Source organism: Pedobacter suwonensis (genome assembly GCF_044762335.1).
In the GTDB taxonomy this organism is placed as follows: domain Bacteria; phylum Bacteroidota; class Bacteroidia; order Sphingobacteriales; family Sphingobacteriaceae; genus Pedobacter.
Genome location: NZ_JBIWEB010000001.1, coordinates 531,773 through 551,166, shown reverse-complemented (window position 1 = coordinate 551,166; position 19,394 = coordinate 531,773). Strand labels below are relative to the sequence as shown.

At 37.6% G+C, this 19,394-nt stretch carries 18 protein-coding genes; 11 read left to right on the top strand and 7 right to left on the bottom strand.

Annotated elements, in window-relative coordinates; genetic code table 11:
• Positions 1 to 19: 19 nt before the first annotated feature.
• From ACIQXP_RS02295 to ACIQXP_RS02285, 3 genes are all read right to left on the bottom strand, one after another.
• Entirely contained in the window at positions 20 to 493 is a 474-nt protein-coding gene (locus ACIQXP_RS02295) for a TspO/MBR family protein (RefSeq protein ID WP_293744484.1), read from the bottom strand.
• 45 nt (positions 494 to 538) lie between these two features.
• Positions 539 to 1,888, bottom strand: coding sequence for a M28 family metallopeptidase (locus tag ACIQXP_RS02290; protein ID WP_387504188.1), 1,350 nt, complete (start codon positions 1,886 to 1,888; stop codon positions 539 to 541).
• A 326-nt stretch (positions 1,889 to 2,214) separates the two neighbouring features.
• Positions 2,215 to 2,835: a peptidase M16 family protein gene (locus ACIQXP_RS02285; protein ID WP_293744482.1), complete on the bottom strand. Its 621-nt coding sequence runs from the start codon at positions 2,833 to 2,835 to the stop codon at positions 2,215 to 2,217.
• A 473-nt stretch (positions 2,836 to 3,308) separates the two neighbouring features.
• Between ACIQXP_RS02285 and ACIQXP_RS02280 the strand changes: the two genes are divergently transcribed.
• The 4 genes from ACIQXP_RS02280 (at position 3,309) to ACIQXP_RS02265 (ending at position 6,781) form a co-directional block, all read left to right on the top strand.
• The gene (locus ACIQXP_RS02280; RefSeq protein WP_293744481.1) at positions 3,309 to 3,974 is read left to right on the top strand and encodes a heme exporter protein CcmB; all 666 of its coding nucleotides are present in this window, start codon (positions 3,309 to 3,311) and stop codon (positions 3,972 to 3,974) included.
• Positions 3,975 to 4,043: 69 nt separating this feature from the next.
• A complete protein-coding gene (gene ccsA / locus ACIQXP_RS02275; RefSeq protein ID WP_293744480.1) occupies positions 4,044 to 4,706 on the top strand; it encodes a cytochrome c biogenesis protein CcsA in 663 nt (220 codons plus the stop codon).
• 1 nt (position 4,707) lies between these two features.
• Positions 4,708 to 4,929 carry a CcmD family protein gene (locus ACIQXP_RS02270; protein WP_166672315.1) on the top strand — a complete coding sequence of 74 codons (222 nt, stop codon included), beginning with the start codon at positions 4,708 to 4,710 and terminating at the stop codon, positions 4,927 to 4,929.
• Between the two features lie 430 nt (positions 4,930 to 5,359).
• Positions 5,360 to 6,781: a Glu/Leu/Phe/Val family dehydrogenase gene (locus ACIQXP_RS02265; RefSeq protein WP_090981877.1), complete on the top strand. Its 1,422-nt coding sequence runs from the start codon at positions 5,360 to 5,362 to the stop codon at positions 6,779 to 6,781.
• 140 nt (positions 6,782 to 6,921) lie between these two features.
• On the opposite strand, the gene ACIQXP_RS02260 is transcribed toward ACIQXP_RS02265, so the two are convergent.
• From ACIQXP_RS02260 to ACIQXP_RS02245, 4 genes are all read right to left on the bottom strand, one after another.
• Positions 6,922 to 8,526: a Na+/H+ antiporter gene (locus ACIQXP_RS02260; protein ID WP_387504190.1), complete on the bottom strand. Its 1,605-nt coding sequence runs from the start codon at positions 8,524 to 8,526 to the stop codon at positions 6,922 to 6,924.
• Between the two features lie 106 nt (positions 8,527 to 8,632).
• Positions 8,633 to 10,027, bottom strand: a complete 1,395-nt coding sequence (locus ACIQXP_RS02255) for a hypothetical protein (RefSeq protein ID WP_387504191.1) — start codon at positions 10,025 to 10,027, stop codon at positions 8,633 to 8,635.
• 119 nt (positions 10,028 to 10,146) lie between these two features.
• Positions 10,147 to 12,180, bottom strand: coding sequence for a hypothetical protein (locus ACIQXP_RS02250; protein ID WP_387504192.1), 2,034 nt, complete (start codon positions 12,178 to 12,180; stop codon positions 10,147 to 10,149).
• Between the two features lie 61 nt (positions 12,181 to 12,241).
• Complete coding sequence (locus ACIQXP_RS02245; protein ID WP_293744476.1) at positions 12,242 to 12,922, bottom strand: hypothetical protein; 681 nt, start codon at positions 12,920 to 12,922, stop codon at positions 12,242 to 12,244.
• Between the two features lie 254 nt (positions 12,923 to 13,176).
• Between ACIQXP_RS02245 and ACIQXP_RS02240 the strand changes: the two genes are divergently transcribed.
• The 7 genes from ACIQXP_RS02240 to ACIQXP_RS02210 all read left to right on the top strand — a co-directional run bounded on the left by ACIQXP_RS02240 (position 13,177) and on the right by ACIQXP_RS02210 (position 19,390).
• A complete protein-coding gene (locus ACIQXP_RS02240; RefSeq protein ID WP_145855931.1) occupies positions 13,177 to 13,611 on the top strand; it encodes a cytochrome c maturation protein CcmE domain-containing protein in 435 nt (144 codons plus the stop codon).
• Between the two features lie 5 nt (positions 13,612 to 13,616).
• Positions 13,617 to 16,082: a heme lyase CcmF/NrfE family subunit gene (locus tag ACIQXP_RS02235; RefSeq protein ID WP_387504193.1), complete on the top strand. Its 2,466-nt coding sequence runs from the start codon at positions 13,617 to 13,619 to the stop codon at positions 16,080 to 16,082.
• Positions 16,083 to 16,085: 3 nt separating this feature from the next.
• A complete protein-coding gene (locus tag ACIQXP_RS02230; protein WP_387504194.1) occupies positions 16,086 to 16,850 on the top strand; it encodes a Rossmann-like and DUF2520 domain-containing protein in 765 nt (254 codons plus the stop codon).
• Positions 16,851 to 16,890: 40 nt separating this feature from the next.
• A complete protein-coding gene (locus ACIQXP_RS02225) occupies positions 16,891 to 17,223 on the top strand; it encodes a 2Fe-2S iron-sulfur cluster-binding protein (protein WP_025143142.1) in 333 nt (110 codons plus the stop codon).
• 96 nt (positions 17,224 to 17,319) lie between these two features.
• Complete coding sequence (gene iscX / locus ACIQXP_RS02220) at positions 17,320 to 17,562, top strand: Fe-S cluster assembly protein IscX (RefSeq protein ID WP_387504196.1); 243 nt, start codon at positions 17,320 to 17,322, stop codon at positions 17,560 to 17,562.
• Positions 17,563 to 17,639: 77 nt separating this feature from the next.
• The gene (locus ACIQXP_RS02215) at positions 17,640 to 18,167 is read left to right on the top strand and encodes a KdsC family phosphatase (protein ID WP_293744472.1); all 528 of its coding nucleotides are present in this window, start codon (positions 17,640 to 17,642) and stop codon (positions 18,165 to 18,167) included.
• A gap of 392 nt (positions 18,168 to 18,559) precedes the next feature.
• Positions 18,560 to 19,390: a universal stress protein gene (locus ACIQXP_RS02210; protein ID WP_387504197.1), complete on the top strand. Its 831-nt coding sequence runs from the start codon at positions 18,560 to 18,562 to the stop codon at positions 19,388 to 19,390.
• Positions 19,391 to 19,394: the final 4 nt, after the last annotated feature.

The following is a 19,394-nucleotide window of genomic DNA, read 5'->3' as shown; positions in this document are numbered from 1 at the left end:
AAGTGTTTTTCTTTTAAAATCAGTTCAATATGAAAATGTTATAAGTTAAAAATGTGGCAAAACTTACCCACATGATGTATGGGATAAAAAGTATTCCGGCCCATTTATTGATTTTATAAAAAGTGATGGCATTTATAACGATCACCAGCAGCATTAAAATGATTTCTGCCAGCGCAAAACCTATTTCATGCAGATAAAAGAAAATGAACGACCAGGCGAGATTTAAAATCAGCTGGATGAGGTAAATGGCAACTGTACGTGGAAAATGAACAATTTTATCGCGTCTTACCCAGACCAGGTAGGCCGCAATACCTATTAAGATATAAAGGCTGGTCCAAACCGGTGCAAAAAGCCAATCTGGCGGATTAAACGATGGTTTATTTAATGTTGGGTACCAGGTTTTGACCGATTGAGCAGTAGCCCATCCGCCTAAGGCGCCAACACCCAGTGTAATGGCAATATTAATAATAAAGGCCAGGGGTTTGAATTTCATGCGATAAATTTGAGCTTAAATACGGATAAAACCAAAATATTTTCATTATCTGCCTATACCGGGTACTACGGGTAAACTCTCATTACCATCATTTCCAACACTCTGAACGGCGAATAAATAATTGTCTTTACTGTAGGGCAATCTTAATTCGGTAGCGGAAGTGAAAAATTTCTTTTCCCAAACAGCGCTACTGGTTTCGCGCATTAATACATAATAGCCTTTCACCGTACCATTAAGGGGGGCTTTCCAGTATAAAAGAGTAGAGTTGCTCAGGTTTTTAACGTCAACCTTTACTTCGGTTGGGCTTGAAGGGGCTTTAGCCAGATTGGCTAAAACAGCAATATTTACGCCTGTGTTTTTGCGTAGATATTCAAAATCCATAAATTCCTGCAGATCGCCATACCGCACACCATTTTCTGTTCTCAGGTCTTGATGCTGGTGATCGAAGTTTTCGTTCATTTCTGTGATGCGTACGGCTGTAAAACCATTTTCTACGAATGGGGTATGGTCTCCGCCACGTAGAAACCGGTCGTTTCTGTAAATTAATTTAACTTCTAACTGATCTACATAACGCTCGCCTATTTCTTTAACATAACGTGCCAACTGACGGCTTTTACCATCGTTCTCTAAACCAAACTGGCGGATACTTTTGGCATTTTTATCCAGATCGAAACTGGGTAAACCCTCACTAAATACACGCAGCCTGGTATTATCAATAATTTGTGTTTCGCTGCTATTGTTACTGCCAATCATATCATTGTTCAGCATGGCATCTACATTCCAGTTTTCTTTTTTAGCTTTCGCGGCCATAAAACCAGAACCCAGTAGAGATTGTTCTTCGCCGCTTACGGCTACAAATATGATTGTTGCCGGAAATTTATACTTACTCATAATTCGTGCAGCCTCTATTACGCCTGCTACTCCGCTGCCATCATCGTTAGCGCCCGGCGCATCGCTGGTTCTGTTCATCACATCCGTAACACGGCTATCCAGGTGTCCGCTTACTACATAAACCCGTTTATCATTGGCATCCGTACCTTTTAATATGGCTACGGCATTACCTAAAAGTGTAGGCTGATCTACTCGTTTACCGTCAGGTTTGAAGGTAATGGTATCCAGGTATGCAGTGAGCCTGCCATCACTTTGCTTCGCAAACTGGTTAAATTTACTCAGCACCCAATTTCTTGCGGCTCCAATACCTTTTGTTTTACTTTTAATGTCGCTAAGGGTGTTTCTGGTTCCGAAAGAAACCATTTTACTGATATAAGATTTTAGTGAATCGGGATTTACAGCCTTAACCATTTTATCGATATCCTGATTTCGGTTAACCATAACCTGGGCCTGTAGCGATAAACTAATGGTAATAAAAGTAAGTAGGGTATAGGCTTTTTTCATTTGAGGAGGCTTTTTTGGAAACTAATGACTTTATTTATAACGAAGATATTAAATGATTGCCGGAATGTGAATGGATGAAAATTAACGGCATGTAACAATTCGGCGTTAAAAAGCCCTTTGAAAATGAATCAAAGGGCGTTAACTTATACAAAGTAATGATTTTTCGTCTGAGATATGCTATGTATTGTAGATCAGTAATATCAATTATATTCTTTTTTGTCGTATTGAATAACAATTGTATTTAGATTTAAATCCCCTTCCGGAAGCATTTGGACATAAAAAAGGTCCTTTGAAATGAATCAAATGGCCTTGACTTAATTTTGATATTACTTTGTAACAGCTGATGTTATTTCGTGTGTTCGGCTCCAATTGCTAAAAGCTTTTTTTGCTGAAGCTTTAGCTGTATTTAAATCAATATCGCCTGCAATGGTCAAAAATGTTTTTTCAGGAGAAATCTGGTTATAAAAGTTTTTAACATCGGCCAGTGTTAAGGCGTTGATCGAATTTTCATTTACCGTTTGATCATAATCATGATCTTGTTGCTTTATGCTGGCCATCAATTTGGCTTTTGCAGCTTCAAAGGTAAGTTGATCAAACCTTGCATTTTGAATTACTGATGCCATCTGTACCAGGTCTTTCTCCAGGTCAGTATTTAATGTGGCCAGCTGACCACTGTTGTCTTTAAAACTGATGTTTGGGCTTTTACTTGCATTTTCATTTAGCACGGCATTTAATAGCTCAACTATACCGTCTTTTTTAGTGTCAAATGCTTTGATATCCAGGGTGAAGCTGGAATAGGCCTTCGGCGATTTATTATTTTCTGAAATAATAATGTTCATGCCATTCTTAAGTTTGTAATCCACCGGCTCTTTGAAAGTCTGTGCTTCGACTGTAAAAACGGAAAGGACAGCAACAGTAGAGAGTACAATTGTTTTGATTTTGTTCATTTTATTTTTTTATTGATAATAAGGATAATCGTCAGTAGATCTTTTGGCATGATAAATCATTGATTTTCCAATGCATTTAGCATAAATGGTGAGATTTACAGGAACTGGCCAATATACGTTGCTACATCCGCAATGGATTTTGGCAAACGGATAATTTATTCATTTCGTTCATTATTCTGTTCTGAATTATTTGCGCCGCATTAATTATATTATTTCAGATAGCAACCTTTTGAGGTCCATAGTTAGCAAAAAGTTGATTCGACTTTAAAAACTGGTTGAAAAGACGAAATATCAAGAGGATGGGAGGAATCAGGCTATTATAGCGCGTACTGTGGCGCCCCTGTGGATAATGGAATATTAACAACAGGTTATTTTTCCAAAGGCAGGGGGATTACATGGTTCATTCAAACAAAATTACAACAATACAACAATTTAGGCACGCAATATTTATCAATAAAAGTATCTTTGCGGCTATGCAATTGGCCAAAGAGGTTAAATATTTAATTCACAAGGAAGTATTGTTAGAGTGGCGCTCCAAATATACCATTAACGGTGTATTACTTTATGTGGTCTCTACCATTTTTACATGTTACCTCTCTTTTGTTAGCCTTGGCGATAAATTAACCTGGAACGCACTCTTTTGGATCATTATGCTTTTTGCCTCGATTAATGGCGTATCGAAAAGTTTCTTACAGGAAACCAAAGGTCAGCAGTTATATAGTTATGTATTGGCCAGTCCGGCTGCAGTATTAATATCCAAAACGGTGTACAATACACTACTGATGTTGGTGCTTACTACTATTGCTTTAGGTTTTTATACTTTGGTTTTTGATTCTTTTACGCCGCCTGATTTATTGCTGTATTATGTAGCTGTATTATTGGGTAGTATCAGTTTTTCTACTGTATTTACCATGGTTTCGGCCATAGCTAGCAAAGCGGGTAACGGGGGGATGCTGATGGCTATTTTAAGCTTTCCGATCATTATCCCGGTATTGATTCTGCTAATTAAACTGGCTAAAAATGCGGTCGATGGTCTGCCATGGGAGAATAGTTACGATGAAATAACGATGTTGCTGGTGGTGAATGTACTTGTGGTGGCAACCTCTTTACTGTTATTTCCTTACCTTTGGAGGGATTAAATATGGCAGATGGAAAACGGATGACGGGAGCTACATTCAGTACTCAATTATTCAATAATCAAAATAAATATGCATAAAACTTGGTGGAAAATTTTAGGTTCGGTTCTGGTAATTTATACGGCAATAGCGGGTTTATTGCTAGGTGTACCACATTTGCCTATATTGAACGAAACGATTAGAAATCTTTATTTTCACGTGCCCATGTGGTTTGCTATGATTGTACTGTTTTCAATCTCTGTTTTTTACAGCGTAAAATCATTGAGGACCAAAAGTGAAATTGATGATATTAAAGCTGTTGAAAGTGTTAATGCCGGTATTATTTTTGGTATTCTAGGTTTAATTACCGGTGCCATCTGGGCTAAATTTACCTGGGGACAATTCTGGAGTTTCGATCCTAAACAGAACTTTGCAGCCATTTCAATATTGCTGTATTTTGCTTATTTAATTCTTCGCAATGCGATTGATGAAGAACAAAAAAGAGCAAAGATTTCTGCCATTTACAATATTTTTGCCTTTCCGATGATGGTGGTATTGCTTTTTGTTTTACCCCGGCTAAAAGATTCCTTACATCCGGGCAATGGCGGTAACCCTGGTTTTAACAGTTACGATTTGGATAGTCGCATGCGCATGGTGTTTTACCCTGCATGTTTGGGCTGGATCCTGATTGGCTATTGGGTATATACCATCCGTTTCAGAATACGTACTATTGAGAACAAACAACAACATAACTAAAATGAAGAAAATATTTTTCTCCCTGATATTAATGATGGCCACTATGCAGTTATTTGCACAAGATAATGGCGTAGAAATGGCCGATAGTCTTCGTAGCAATGGAAAAATTTACGTGGTGGTTATCTGCATCGTAATTATTCTGGTAGGTTTGCTCGCATACCTCTTCTCCATCGATAGAAGATTAAAGAAAATCGAAAAAGAAAACCACATCAGTGATAAATAAAGGACCCTAATTGCGATAGTCCGGATAATTTTTCAGAGGAGATCAATATCAGTTGATCTCCTTTTTTATGTCTTGTTTTTTAGTCTGAAATTATGATATTGATAATTTCAGCTGTTTTTTTGTTTATTGATTAATCAGTATCGTAAAAAAATAGACCTGTGGATATTTTTTTTATAATTTTTTTTCGTCAGATTAAGCCGCGAAAAAACCTATTAAATTAGTCGTTTTATTCCTGTCGAAGGGTGAGTGTATAGCTGTTTAAACCTATTTAAATATCGTTTTTGAACAGATCTGCATCATCGGTATAGCGCCTTTTACATGCGCTATATAAGGTGGTGTTAGCTGTACACTAAGTATTTTTGCATTTGGATATGTGCATTTTTTTTAGGCAATTTTGCACCGAAAACTTATTCAATATAAAAAATAAATAATGGCTAATCTAGCAGACGAGAACAAGTTCTTTGCAGATGTTTGTAAGAACTTTGACAGTGCGGCTCAATTTACCAATCATCCCGAAGGTTTATTGAACCAGATTAAAACATGTAATAGTGTATATCGTTTCCAGTTCCCCATCCGCCGTGGAAATGGTTTTGAAGTAATTGATGCCTGGCGCGTAGAACACTCTCACCACATGAGCCCTACCAAAGGGGGGATCCGTTACAGTGAAATGGTAAACGAAGATGAGGTTATGGCGCTGGCTGCCCTTATGACTTACAAATGTGCTATTGTTAACGTTCCATTTGGCGGTGCAAAAGGCGGTATCAAAATCAACACCAAACAATACAGTGTTGCCGAACTGGAAACCATTACCCGTCGTTATACAACTGAATTAATTAAGAAAAACTTTATCGGTCCCGGCATTGATGTTCCTGCTCCTGATTATGGATCTGGTGAACGCGAAATGAGCTGGATTGCCGATACTTATATGACCATGAATCCTGGTCAGCTAGATGCTTTGGGCTGCGTTACCGGTAAACCGATTGCTTTGCACGGTATCCGTGGCCGTAAAGAAGCTACCGGACGTGGTGTAGCTTATGCCGTACGTGAATGTGTTGAAGTTGCAGAAGATATGGCTAAGTTAGGCTTTAAAGCCGGTTTGGGTGATAAAAGGGTAATTGTTCAGGGATTAGGTAACGTGGGTTATCATTCTGCTAAATTCTTGTCTGAGTTTGGAGCAACCATAGTTGGCCTTTGTGAATTTGAAGGTGCGATTTACAACCCTGATGGATTAAACGTTGATGAGGTTTTTGCACACCGTAAAAACACAGGTTCAATTTTAGATTTTCCAGGTGCCACCAGCTTTAAAAATTCAATGGAAGGTTTAGAGCAGGACTGCGATATCATTGTTCCGGCGGCTTTGGAAAACCAATTTACAGAACTTAATATCCGCAACATTAAAGCGAAAATTATTGCAGAAGGTGCTAACGGACCAACTACACCAGAAGCTGAAGCCATTTTTACCGAAATGGGTGGTATCATCATTCCTGATATGTATTGCAACGCGGGCGGTGTTACGGTTTCTTATTTCGAATGGTTGAAAAACCTTTCTCACGTGGCTTTTGGTCGTATGGAGAACCGCTATGCAGCTAACTCAAATGCGAATCTGATCAATACGTTAGAAAACCTGACTGGTAAAACCATTCTTCCTGAACACCGTTTGATGATTGTTAAAGGCGCATCTGAAATGGAATTGGTTAATTCTGGTTTAGAAGATACGATGATCCATTCGTACCACGAGATCCGCGAAACGTTGATGACCAAACCTGGTACCAAAACATTAAGAACGGCTGCTTTTGTTAATTCGATTGATAAAATTGCGGTTTCTTACATGAATTTAGGTGTTTGGCCATAAGGACGCAGAGCCGAAAGATTAGAGCTTAAAGCGAAAATCCCTGCAGATGTAACATTTGCAGGGATTTTTTTACTTGCCAGTTTTGCTTGCTGTTCTTTAACAACCAGACGTTTTCTATTATTTGGCTTTTAAAACAAGCACTAAGAGATAATACTCAACTCTTCTAAATCCAGCCTCCATTCTTCTTTTCTGATCACTTCGTCATCGTATTTTTTGTTGCGTTTTAAATGATGTAACTCATCGCGCTGAATTTGAATTAAGGCCAGCACGATTTCCCGGTAAGCTTTTAAATCTTCTTTATCAATTTCGCCTCTTCTATAAGCGTGGATATTATCTCTTTTTTCTTTTAAAGCGTGTTGTAACTCTGCTTTTAGGTTAACCATTAACTCATTGTGGGTGCATTGGTGCTGATAATCGGCATTTAATTTATCTAAGGAAAGATCAATCAATTTTAGTTTAATCTGATTTGTCTGCTCCTGTTCCGTTAATTTGCTCTTAGGCTCCGGAATTTTGAGCCATTTGATTACCAGGGGAAGGGTAAGTCCCTGCAAAACCAACGTAATGAAAATGACCACAAAAGTGATGAATAAAATCAGGTTCCTTAAAGGAAAAGCCACCGAATCAGAAATCATAACCGGAATAGAAAGTGCCGCGGCTAAAGATACCACACCTCTCATCCCCGCGTAAATGATCACTACATATGAATGCCAGGTCATATCCCGATAACGTATTCGTGTTTTTTTATTAAAGAGCAGTGTAATCTGAGCGGTTGAAATCAACCATACCATGCGGACAAACAGTGCCAGTATGCTAATCCCGAATCCGTAACCGATAGCTTTGGTTATCGGATAATCAGGTCCTAAGCCATTTACTATATCCGGTAGGGCCAGGCCAATTAATATAAATACAACACCGTTGAGCATAAATATTAATGATGACCATACGTTAACCGTTTTTATTCTGGAACTTGAGGTTAAGATGATGTGTGATTGACTGGAGAGTAACAAGCCACCTGATACAACTGCCATTACGCCAGACGCTTCAAAATGCTCGGCAGTGATGTACATAAAGTAAGGTGTAAGTAAGGTAAGTACGGTATCAATATTATCGGTTGTTGGTAACCAACGGTGGATCACATAAAATATGCCGCCAATAGCAAGGCCAATTAAAATACCCAGGCCAGCAACAGTAACGAAGCTTACCGCGGCATCCTGCATTACAAATGTGCCGCTAACTATAGTAGCTAATGCAAATTTAAACACAATTAAACTGGAAGCATCATTTACCAAACTCTCTCCTTCCAGTAAAGTACTTACAACCTTTGGAATCTTCATGCCTTTTAATACCGCTGCTGCGGCAACGGCATCGGGTGGAGAAACAATACCGCCCAGTAAAAAGCCGAGTGCAAGGGTAAAACCAGGTATAAATGCTACAGATGCATAAGCAACAGCCATTGAGGTAATAAAAACCAAACCTACGGCCATTAAAAATATACCACCCTTATATTCCCAAAAGTCTTTCCATGAGGTAAACCAGGCAGCTTCATAAAGTAAGGGTGGTAAAAAAAGTAAAAAAACAATATCCGGATCGATTTTGATATGCGGAATACCAGGGATAAAGCCAATAAGTAAGCCGGCCAATACCAAAAAAATAGGATAGGAGATTTTGATCTTCTGGCCAATCATCACCAACAGGGTTACACCTAAGAGTAAAACCAAAATGAGAATCAGATTATCGTGAAGCATTTAAGATGTTTTTAGGTAATCAACTTACGAATATACCAACGTTTGATTAAGAAAATGAAGAACAAATACAACAGCGTATATTTATGCTTTTATTTTGGGCGTGATTTTACTTGCGTGCCGGAATATCAACAGATAAATTAAAATCTAGGGAGCTGTTGAAGCCATTTTTAAATATTTTTAAAAGTTGAATGAGGGCATTGGCATCCTTGTTTAAAAATAAAAGTTCAGATTCCATTTTAATTTTGTCTTTCCCTGTGCTTTTGGCTTTGATTTTCAGTTGACTAAAAGTGCCAAATTTATCTGCAATCAAGGGTATTGATGTTTGCTTAATCAACTTTCTAAAGTCCAATTTAAAATAAAAAAAATCAGGAGATGAAGTCCTTTTTAAATCAGGTTTAGCATCTCTGACTGTAGTTAATAAAACATTTCCATTATTCCCTTTAAAGTAAGTCTGGTATAATGGAATCATTAAACTGCTAATCTTTCCGGTAGATTGATCTAATGCACCAAGCGATTTAAGATAAGTACTTACTGCCTTATCGTCGGCAGTTAGATTTATGGCAATCGAGGGAATCTTCCGGTCTTGAAGTATTTTTTTCTCTACCTGCTCAAAGTTTTCATTGTATTCGTAACCTACGATGGTATCTACCTGCGTAATGGTTTTTGTCCATTCAAAATCTATATAATCTTTATAAAACCTGAAAAAACTCTCTTTTGAAAGTATAGAAGGACTTATGTTGTTATTTTTTGTTATTAAATCCGGTTTAATTTTTCCGTTCAACCACATACTGATTGTGCTTTCGGGGTTTAACATCCGATGCGTGGGCTTTGCAGCAGGTTCTATCCATTTATTTTCGAATTCACTGGTAAAATCAATTCTTCCATCTCTAAAATTAATCTTGCTTAAATTTCCCGCATTTTGAAAAGAGAGGTGATCGGATAGGTTGGTTATTTGTGCAAACTTGCTGTCCTTAATTTTAACCATATTTTTCTGCTCAAGTAGCTCCTGCAGTATATTTCTTGCCGGCTCCTTTATCGAGGTAAATGCCATGCTTACCGTTTTTTTGTTAAACAGAAGGCAAAATGTTGAGTCTGCAGACTGAAAAAAATGGGCATCCTTTTTTATTAGTGCAAGCTTTTTTAGAATAAAGCTGTTAAATGCCAAGCTATCGGCTATTTCTAAACGGGTGAACAACGCGTTTTTAGCCTTTCCTTTCAAACTGTATATATAAATGTTTGCGGGTATGGTTAAACCTGTATTTAAGTCGGCTATTTTTTCTCTTATACTTTTTTTATCTGTTCCAGCATATTGACTGGGATGTTTCAGATAACTAACGGCCAGGGTTTTGTATAGTTCATCTATATTAATTTTAAACAAAGTCTCGGTGGCAGCCGGGATTACTACTTTGTTCGCCTGGATTTGTCGGTATTTAAAAAAGCCAAAATAAAAAACAAGCAGCAATATCACTATCACTGCTGTTATTTTTAAAAATTTCTTCATGAGAATGGTTAACTGTATAATTGGTTAACTGTGGCGTAGCCAACCGGAAATTATTAACTGCCAATTGCCAATTGAAAAACTACCAAATAGAAACTGCCAACTGTTAATTGTAAACTGCTCTACTTAGCTGCATTTTCGATTAACGAAAATAAATATTTCAACGCATTTTCATGTCCGTCCGGAATTTCTGCACTGATATCTGCTGATACCAGCTTCCCTTTGATCGGGTTAGATTTCATGTATACATTGCCCATTTTTTCCAAGGTACTATTGAATTTCTTAGCAGTTTCTTCGCCACCAATTTCAGAAGCCAGTACTTTACCCGCCAGGTTTTTGGCGTTAAATAAAAAGCTGAAATTATTTTTGCTCAATAATTGCTTGTGCATTTTACTTAATTTATAACTGCCATATTGATTGTTTTGAATGCCCTGCATTTCGGTTAAAGAATTGCCAAAAAACACGATACCATCTTTAATTTGTAAATAAACATCAATCGGACTTTTCTTTTCCATTATTTTGTAAATGGCTCCTTCCGCACTTACGAAGTTTTTATTTACTCCATATTTAATCAGTTTATTAATCAATCTGGTATCATCAGATGAGAACATGAAAAGGAAATCGGGTAAAGTTTCTTTTTTGGTCTTTGTTACTTCTTTCTGTTTGTAATCGTCATCATACTCATAAGTGGTATAGGTAACTTCCTTGGTATTTAATCCATTGATTATAAATAATGCGTCGCCCTTGATGACCTTGCTTACGGCTTCTTCGTCTAGCAATAGCGAAATCAGATCGGCACCCAGGTCCATTTCTTCGTCCATTTTAGCCCCCATAAAAGAACCATAGGTTTGTTTCAATAATTTGGGGAATTCTTCCAGGTATGCTTTGGTATCGATTGAATAGCTCATGAAACCAAGTGCTTTTTCGCTGTTCACATATTTCAGAAATTTTTTGTTTAACTTTCTGTTCAGGATTTTTTTATAGGAATCTGCTTGTTCCTGTGATAGTTCCAAGCCTGTGGAGATGCGAAAGCTCTTGTTGTCCATAAAAAGTTTTGCATTCAGGCTGCCGTAACCTTTCATAAAACCTGCTTTACCATAAGTACCAAAACCCGGCGCGATTATATTGTATGCATCTTGAAGGCTTGAAACCCAAAGTTCTGCAATGGCTTTGTTATCTAAACTTGCTGCGTACGATTTATTGTTTTCGATAGATTGATAATTTCCATTGAAAATTTGATCAGCTTGAGCGGTCATCCAAACTAGAGCGAGCCTTTTTTTCCTAGCATCCTGTTCTGCACGTTCTTGCTGATACGTATCATATTGTGCATCAATATTAGCTTTGGCGGTTGCAGTAGAATCAACAACTTCTTCGCTGGGATCTGCTTCCATTTCAAACTCGACGTTCTGCGTCCATGTTACTTTCTTTGGTTTAACAGCTTTTTTCTTTCCTGTTTTTTTCTTTATGCTTCTTTTTTTTGATGTTTTGCCAGGAGACGCTTTTTTCTGAACTTTTGCTTTTTCAATAATTGGGGGGGCAGATACCTCTACCATCGGTTCGGCTGTGGTGGTGTAAACAGTATCTGACACAACAACACTACTATCTGCAATGGCTACATCATCATAATTGTTCTGAAACCTGATTTCTTTTATTCCATAACGCGCAGATTTAGTAGAATCGGAAAAAAAAGAACTGTTAATGCTTCCTGCTACAAAATAGAGCATGTCGTTATTCCATTTAAGGATGCTCGTGCTATCAGGCAAAACCATTGTACGGATATCACCCTGCTGGATAAATTTTTTCTCTTTGTCTTGAATCAGGTTTTCAAATTTCCCGGCATCCTTTATCGGGATCAGAAAACAGTTGTAGGTAATACTATCGCTTAACTGGTTAAAGTAATACATGTTTTTCTCCACGTTAATTCCAAAATCTTCTATGCTGGTAAAATTTTGATCAAGTGACTTTGATGTTTCGGTCAGCAATTTCCTGCCCAGGAAAGATTCATTAAAGTCCTTAACAAACATGAGCTTAAAAACATTATCGCCTTTAATGGTAGCCACAGTGAAAGCATTTAAAGGGATTTTTTTAACCAGATCTTGTGCCCGGGTCACATTAAACGATAAAAAAAGGAAGATAGCAATTAGAATTTTTTTCATTTAGATAGATTTTAGAGATAAGCCCCATGCATTGCCCGTTCGACAAAATACAGGGGTAAGTTTATTTAGAAAGTTGGATAGTATTGGATACGTTAACTTTTCCATTTATTAAATCGGTAATGCTGCTTTTTAACATTACTGCTTTTTTAGATTTAGATACATTTGATGCCGGATTGCTGCTACTTGTTACAGCCGACTCGAAACGATAGATGCTGGTGTAGGTGGCGCCGTTAAAAACAGATTTGTCTTTTGCTTTTAACTTATTGAATGCTGTTTTAGCATTGCCGATGGCCTGGTATTTACGGCTAAAGGTTTTGCTGGCCTTATTATAGAGGTAAGATGAAGTATTGGTTGCCTTTATTTTTTGCCGCGCCAGAATGTTTTTGGTGATGTTGTTGATATTGGAAACATCTTTGAAAGAGAAACTAACGGTTGCAATGTAATTATTAAAATCGCTTGTGCTTTTTACGTTAGAAATACCTTCCGATTTTTTTAAATAAGCCACAGCCTCGTTTAGTTCCTGCTGTATTTTTTGTTTACTGGGTACTTTGTAACCCTGTACACTGTCTAACAGCATGACCGAAGCCACTTTGGTTTTACTTTGACTTAGGTTGATAGTCAGAATAACATCTCCGGTTCCATCGTTTTTTATCGAAATTTCTTCAATTACTTCAAAGCAAGAGCTTAAAAGCGGTATTAAAACAATAAAGAACAAAAGTTTATAAAACTGTTTCAGGTTCATATTAATCCGGTTAATGTTTTACGGTAAAATGCGCAAAGAAATGGTTATCTGAAAGGCCAAACTTAATAATTTCGATACAAACTTTTAAATGATTCCAAATATTCGTTTAGATTGATTATAAATACCAGACCCGGAAAAAATATTTAGTCTCAAAAATCAGCTGATTGTCAATATAAAGACAAGAAAAATGTAAAAGAATGCTGGCTAAGCCTATTTTTCTATCTTTGTTGCCAGTTTTTACAACCAGTATAACCATGAAAAAAAGTGCCATCATTGGATTGATTACCATTGCAATTTCTGTAGGAATTTTATTTAGCTTAAATGCGAATACTGATACCTATTCTAATTTTAAACAGGCAGCCCTTTCTGAAAAAGAAGAGCACGTGATGGGCTATTGGGTAAAATCGATGGGTACGCATTATGATGCAGTACAAGATGCGAACCGCTTTTCTTTCCATATGAAAGATGAGAAAGGAGAGGTGAGGGAGGTTATTTACGCAGGTACCAAACCGCAGGATTTCGAAAAATCAGAAAAATTGGTGCTTATCGGTAAAATGGATAAGGACAAATTCTACGCTTCAAAAATTTTAATGAAATGCCCTTCTAAGTATAATGATAATCTGGTAGAGATTAATAAAGATGGCAAAGTAGACACTGTTGGTAAGTACGGCGAGAAAAAATATAACTAAATTTAATGGATATTCAATTTGTAGGCGAACACCTGTTACCAGGTAAAATCGGACAGTTTTTTATTGTACTGGCTTTTAGTGCATCATTACTATCAACTATATCGTACTTTTTTGCCAGTCGCGATAAAAACTTAACAGAAAAATCCTGGCGTAACTTAGGCCGGATAGGATATCTGATTAATTTTGCCAGTATTATCTGCATCGGTGCCGTGTTATTCTACCTGGTACTCGGTCATTATTTTGAATACTATTATGTTCAATCCCATTCTTCGAAACAACTTCCGGTTTACTATATCATATCTGCCTTTTGGGAAGGGCAGGAAGGTAGTTTTTGGCTTTGGGCTTTCTGGCAATCCTTTTTAGGTACATTATTGATCTGGAAGGCTAAATCATGGGAAAGCCCTGTGATGACCGTTGTTGCTTTCTCTCAGGTTTTTTTAACCTCTATGCTTTTAGGTGTAGAAATTTTTGGCGAGCGCATTGGAAGTTCTCCATTTATCCTGTTAAGAGATGCATTAGATTTAAAAGCACAGGCACCTGTAGTTTTTGCAAATCCTGAAAATTATAAGAACTACCTGAAGTTCATTACCGATGGAAAGGGGTTAAATCCGTTGCTGCAGAATTATTGGATGGTGATTCACCCGCCAACCTTGTTTTTAGGTTTTGCGAGCATGGTTGTTCCTTTTGCTTACGGGATTGCAGCTTTGTGGCAAAAAAGATATAAAGAATGGATCAAGCCTGCTATGCCATGGACACTTTTTGCGGTGATGGTTTTAGGAACAGGTATTATCATGGGCTCTTTCTGGGCTTATGAAGCGTTAAACTTTGGTGGTTTCTGGGCTTGGGATCCTGTTGAAAATGCTTCATTGATTCCGTGGTTAACCTTAATTGGTGCAGTACACGTGATGATTGCATATAAAAATACCGGGCATGCCTATTTTACTGCAATTGCTTTGGTATTCCTAAGCTTTTTGTTGGTATTGTACGCTTCTTTTTTAACCCGAAGCGGAATTTTAGGAGATACTTCAGTTCACTCATTTACCGATATGGGTATGTTTGGCCATTTGGTCTTATACAATGTGGTTTTTGCGGTTTTAGCTGTTGCTTTGATTATCAAGCGTTGGAAAGAATTGCCGATCACAACCAAGGATGAGGAAACCTATTCGCGCGAATTCTGGTTGTTTATTGGTGCTTTGGTGGTAACCATTGCTTGTATCCAGGTTATTTTTTCTACTTCGGTTCCGGTATTTAACAAGGCTTTCGGTACTAATTTTACCCCGCCTACTGATGCTGTTAAATATTATAATCAGTGGCAGGCACCTTTCGCAATGGTAATTACCCTGATTTCGGGTTTTTCTCAGTATTTAAAATACAAGAGAACCGATCCGCGCAAATTTTATAGCAGTCTGGTATCTGTAATTGTTTTTTCTATCGTATTAACAGCAGGTTTAGTGTATGTGGCTGAAATTTACACCAATACCATGTACATCCTGATTACTTTCAGCTGTTTATTTGCGGTGCTTTCAAATGCTGGCGTATTGTACCAGGCCTTTGGTGGCAAGGCAAAGTTAGCAGGCTCGGCGATTGCGCATATCGGTTTTGCTTTCTTGATTTTGGGTGCTTTAATTTCTGCCGCTACCAATAAACCCTTATCTATTAATGCCAATAATTTTATTCCGGTAAAGGATTTTGAAAAAACAGAGAAGCCTGGCGAAAACATCATGTTGTATAAAAATGAGCCTAAAAAAATGGGCAAGTACACGGTAACTTATGTGAGCGATACCACTCAGGCGCCAAATACTTTTTATACACTTAATTTCAAGGTTGTAGATAAAGACGGTAAGGTTAAAGAAGATTTTAATTTGCACCCTCATACTCAGGATAATGAAAAAATGGGTTTAATTGCTTCTCCTGATACCAAACATTACCTTACATACGATGTGTATACGCACATTACCAGTGCAGCAGTTAAACAAACTGCTCATGATGATCATGAAGGACATTCTGATGATGAGAATTACAAAGCACCACGTATTGTTAAGGTTTCGGTAGGGGATACCATTCATACCTCCAGTGGAGTGGTTACGGTTAAAGATTTGGATAGAAAACCAACAGCCAAAGATTTAGCACTGGCACAAGGCGATTATGCTGTAGGTTTACCTTTAGAGATTAATGCTGCAGGAAAAATTTATAACACAGAGCCAATTTTCTTAATTAAAGGAAACAATACTTTTGATTTTGCACGTAAGATAGATGAATTAGATCTGAAATTCCGTTTCTCAAATGTATTACCTGATGAGAAAAAAGTAGAGCTTCAAATTTTTGAGAAACCACAACAGGCTAAAGACTGGGTAGTTTTCAAAGCCATAGAATTTCCTTTTATCAATTTATACTGGGCAGGAACCATTGTAATGGTGGTAGGTTTCTTGCTTTCAATTTTCAGAAGGAGAAAAGAGGCCAAAACTGTATAACCCATGAAGATCGTTTTATTGGGGTCGGGTAATGTTGCCACAAACCTGGCAAAAGGACTTAAAGCAAATGGTGAAAATGTAATGCAGGTGTACAGCCCGAATTTAGACCATGCAAAATCATTAGCTGATTTAATAGGGACTGTTGGCATCAACGATCTTACGGAACTTGAACAACAGGCCGATTTATATGTCATCTCGGTAAAGGATGATGCGATTGAAAGCGTTGCAAAATCATTGAAACATGTTACGGGCTTGGTGGTGCATACCTCTGGTACTACCGATATCGGTATTTTATCATCACAAGTTCAGCACGCCGGCGTTTTTTATCCGCTGCAAACTTTCTCAAAAGATAGAGAAGTTTTATTTGAAAACGTTCCGCTTTGTATTGAAGCAAACGGCGAAAATCAATTAATGATTTTAAAAAATCTCGCAGCTAAAATGAGTCGGGAGGTGTATGAGTTAAATGGAGAGAAGCGGAAAGTATTGCACCTTGCGGCGGTTTTTGCCTGTAATTTCCCTAATCACCTGTATGCGCTCGCCAATACAATTTTAGGTCAGAATGAGTTGGACTTCGAAATCATCAGACCACTGATTGCAGAAACAGCCAATAAGGTAATGAGCAACCTGCCGGGAGATGTGCAAACCGGGCCAGCAATCAGAGCTGACGAAAGTACATTAAATAGGCATTTGAGCATGTTAACCGATATGCCCGAATTGCAGAACATTTATCAAACATTGAGCAATAGCATAAAATTAACGCTGAAATAGCATAATTACGGCTTTTGCTTATTACTTTTGCAAAATAATTATGAGCATTTTTAAACTGAAAATAAATTTTGAAGAAGCAGATCACGAATCTATTGAATTACCAATAGCCGCAGGAGAATCTGTTTTAGATGTTTGCCTTGATAATGGGATCGAATTACAACACAACTGTGGAGGTGTTTGCGGTTGCAGTACCTGCCATGTGTATGTAACTAAGGGAATGGATAATATCGAAGAGATTTCTGATAAGGAAGAAGACTTTATTGATAGGGCTGTTCGTCCGAAAATTACTTCGCGTTTAGGTTGCCAGTGTGTGGTAATCAACGGCGATATTGAAGTAACCATTCCAGATCAGTCTGGTTTTATGGGACACTAGGCTTAGTCCTGAGTCCAAAGTCCTTAGTCGGGAGTCGATTAGCCAATTTAAACAGTTAACCGATTACCAATTTCAACAATTAACCAACAAAACAACATGAATAACGATAAATTTGCTTTACCTTTTTACTGGAATGACTATGAAGACATTGCCATGTCTTTATATGAGAAATTTGGCGATGATTTTACCGAAGCCAAAATCTACCGTATTCGTTTTACAGAACTTTTAGAATGGGTTTTATCATTGCCTAACTTTAAAGGAACCCGTGAAGAATGCAACGAAGGTCATTTGGAGCAAATTCAATCTGCCTGGGTTTACGAATGGAGAGATAATCAGTAATTTAGTTTGGAGTAAAGAGTTTGGAGTCTAGAGCCCCATTCGACTCTCAACTCCAAACCCCAAACTTCCAGCTAAATATGTTTCTTCAGAAATTAAAAGAAATCACCACTTTCATTTTTGACGTCGATGGGGTGCTTACAGATGGATCAGTTCAGGTAACGGATAGCGGTCAATCTTTACGCACTTTTAACATTAAAGATGGTTATGCCCTGCAGCTGGCCGTTAAAAAGGGCTATAATGTTTGCATTATATCTGGTGGCGATGGTATCGCCATGGGAAAGCGTTTTTTTAATCTGGGTATCACCGATGTTTTCCTGGGGACGGGAAATAAGGTAGCCGTTTTTAATCAATATCTTCAGGATAAGAATATCACTTCAGGGGAAGTGCTTTATATGGGCGACGATATTCCTGATTTAAAAGTAATGAAACTGGTAGGGCTTCCAACATGTCCAGCCGATGCCGTGGAAGAAATAAAAGCAATATCCACATTCATTTCTCCTTACAAAGGCGGCAAAACTGCTGTGCGTGATATTATCGAGAAAGTAATGAAAGTGCAGGGCAGATGGCATGACGAAAATCCAAATGCTGCCGATTCAGGAAAATAGATTGATTAGCCATTGTCAACTTCAATTTGACCATTACTTTTCAATACAATTATAATCTTGAGAAACCTTCTCATTTAATCGTCATTGCGAGAAGGCTTTTTCAGCCGACGAAGCAATCTTTATAGCTAGAATCATTAGCATGAAAAGATTGCTTCCCCGAACGATCGGGGCAAGCTGTCGTTTCTCCTCGCAATGACGAACGAACTATTAGATCTTGTCACAGGTTAGCCTGATCGAAAAATCCTTAATTATGTATTAATGGTAGAATGACGCTACCGTTATAAATCTCTATATCCGAAATTTGCAATAAATCACATTATAAACGAAATTTGTTTAATCATTTTAATCAATCGATTGATTAAAATGAGTTTTAAAAACATAATTTTTATGATATGAGTAATTACCTTGTACCTGTCGATTTTTCCAAAACAGCCGATCATGCTGCGAAATACGCGGCCAGATTAAGTTTCGCAATGGCGAACGCTAAAATTATACTGCTTAATGCTTATTATGTTTCGACATACGAAAGCATCCTGCCGACCCCTGATTTAATTGTCACCACAGACGAACATATTGCTGATGAAACGAAACGCAGGCTTGAAGCGCTTGAAAAACTGAAGTTAAAAATGTTGGAGATTAATCCGGATGCGGAAATTGAGGTTTCCTTAACAAGGGAAACCATATTGAGATCAATCATCAATCGGGTTAATAAAGAAGAAATCGATTTAATTATTATTGGCAGCAATGGTAAAAAAGCCAAAGATGAAAGTGATATTGGTTCAAATGCTATTAAAATCTCCAAATCCAGTCCTGTGCCGGTTTTGGTCGTACCGCCTAAAGTCGATTATCATTCTATCCGTAAAGCCGTTTTAGCCTGCGATTTTAAAAAGGTTAAAGAGGTAGTGCCTATGCAGGCCCTAAAAAATATTCTAAGCAAACACGCCCTAAAACTTTTGGTACTTAATATTAACTCTGGCCAAGCTATTGACTTGCAGGAAGAACATCTTTTACATGATATGTTAAAAGATTTTTCACCGGATTACCATTATGCCGATCATCCGGATACCATTAAAGGAATTGTAAAATTTGCAAAAAGCGAAGAAGCGCAGTTGATCATTGCACTTCCAAAGAAATATAGTTTTTTTGAAAGCCTGTTGCACGAAAGTGTATCACAGAAGTTAACTATTAAATCGCATGTACCCGTGTTATTGTTAAAAGATTAGCTTT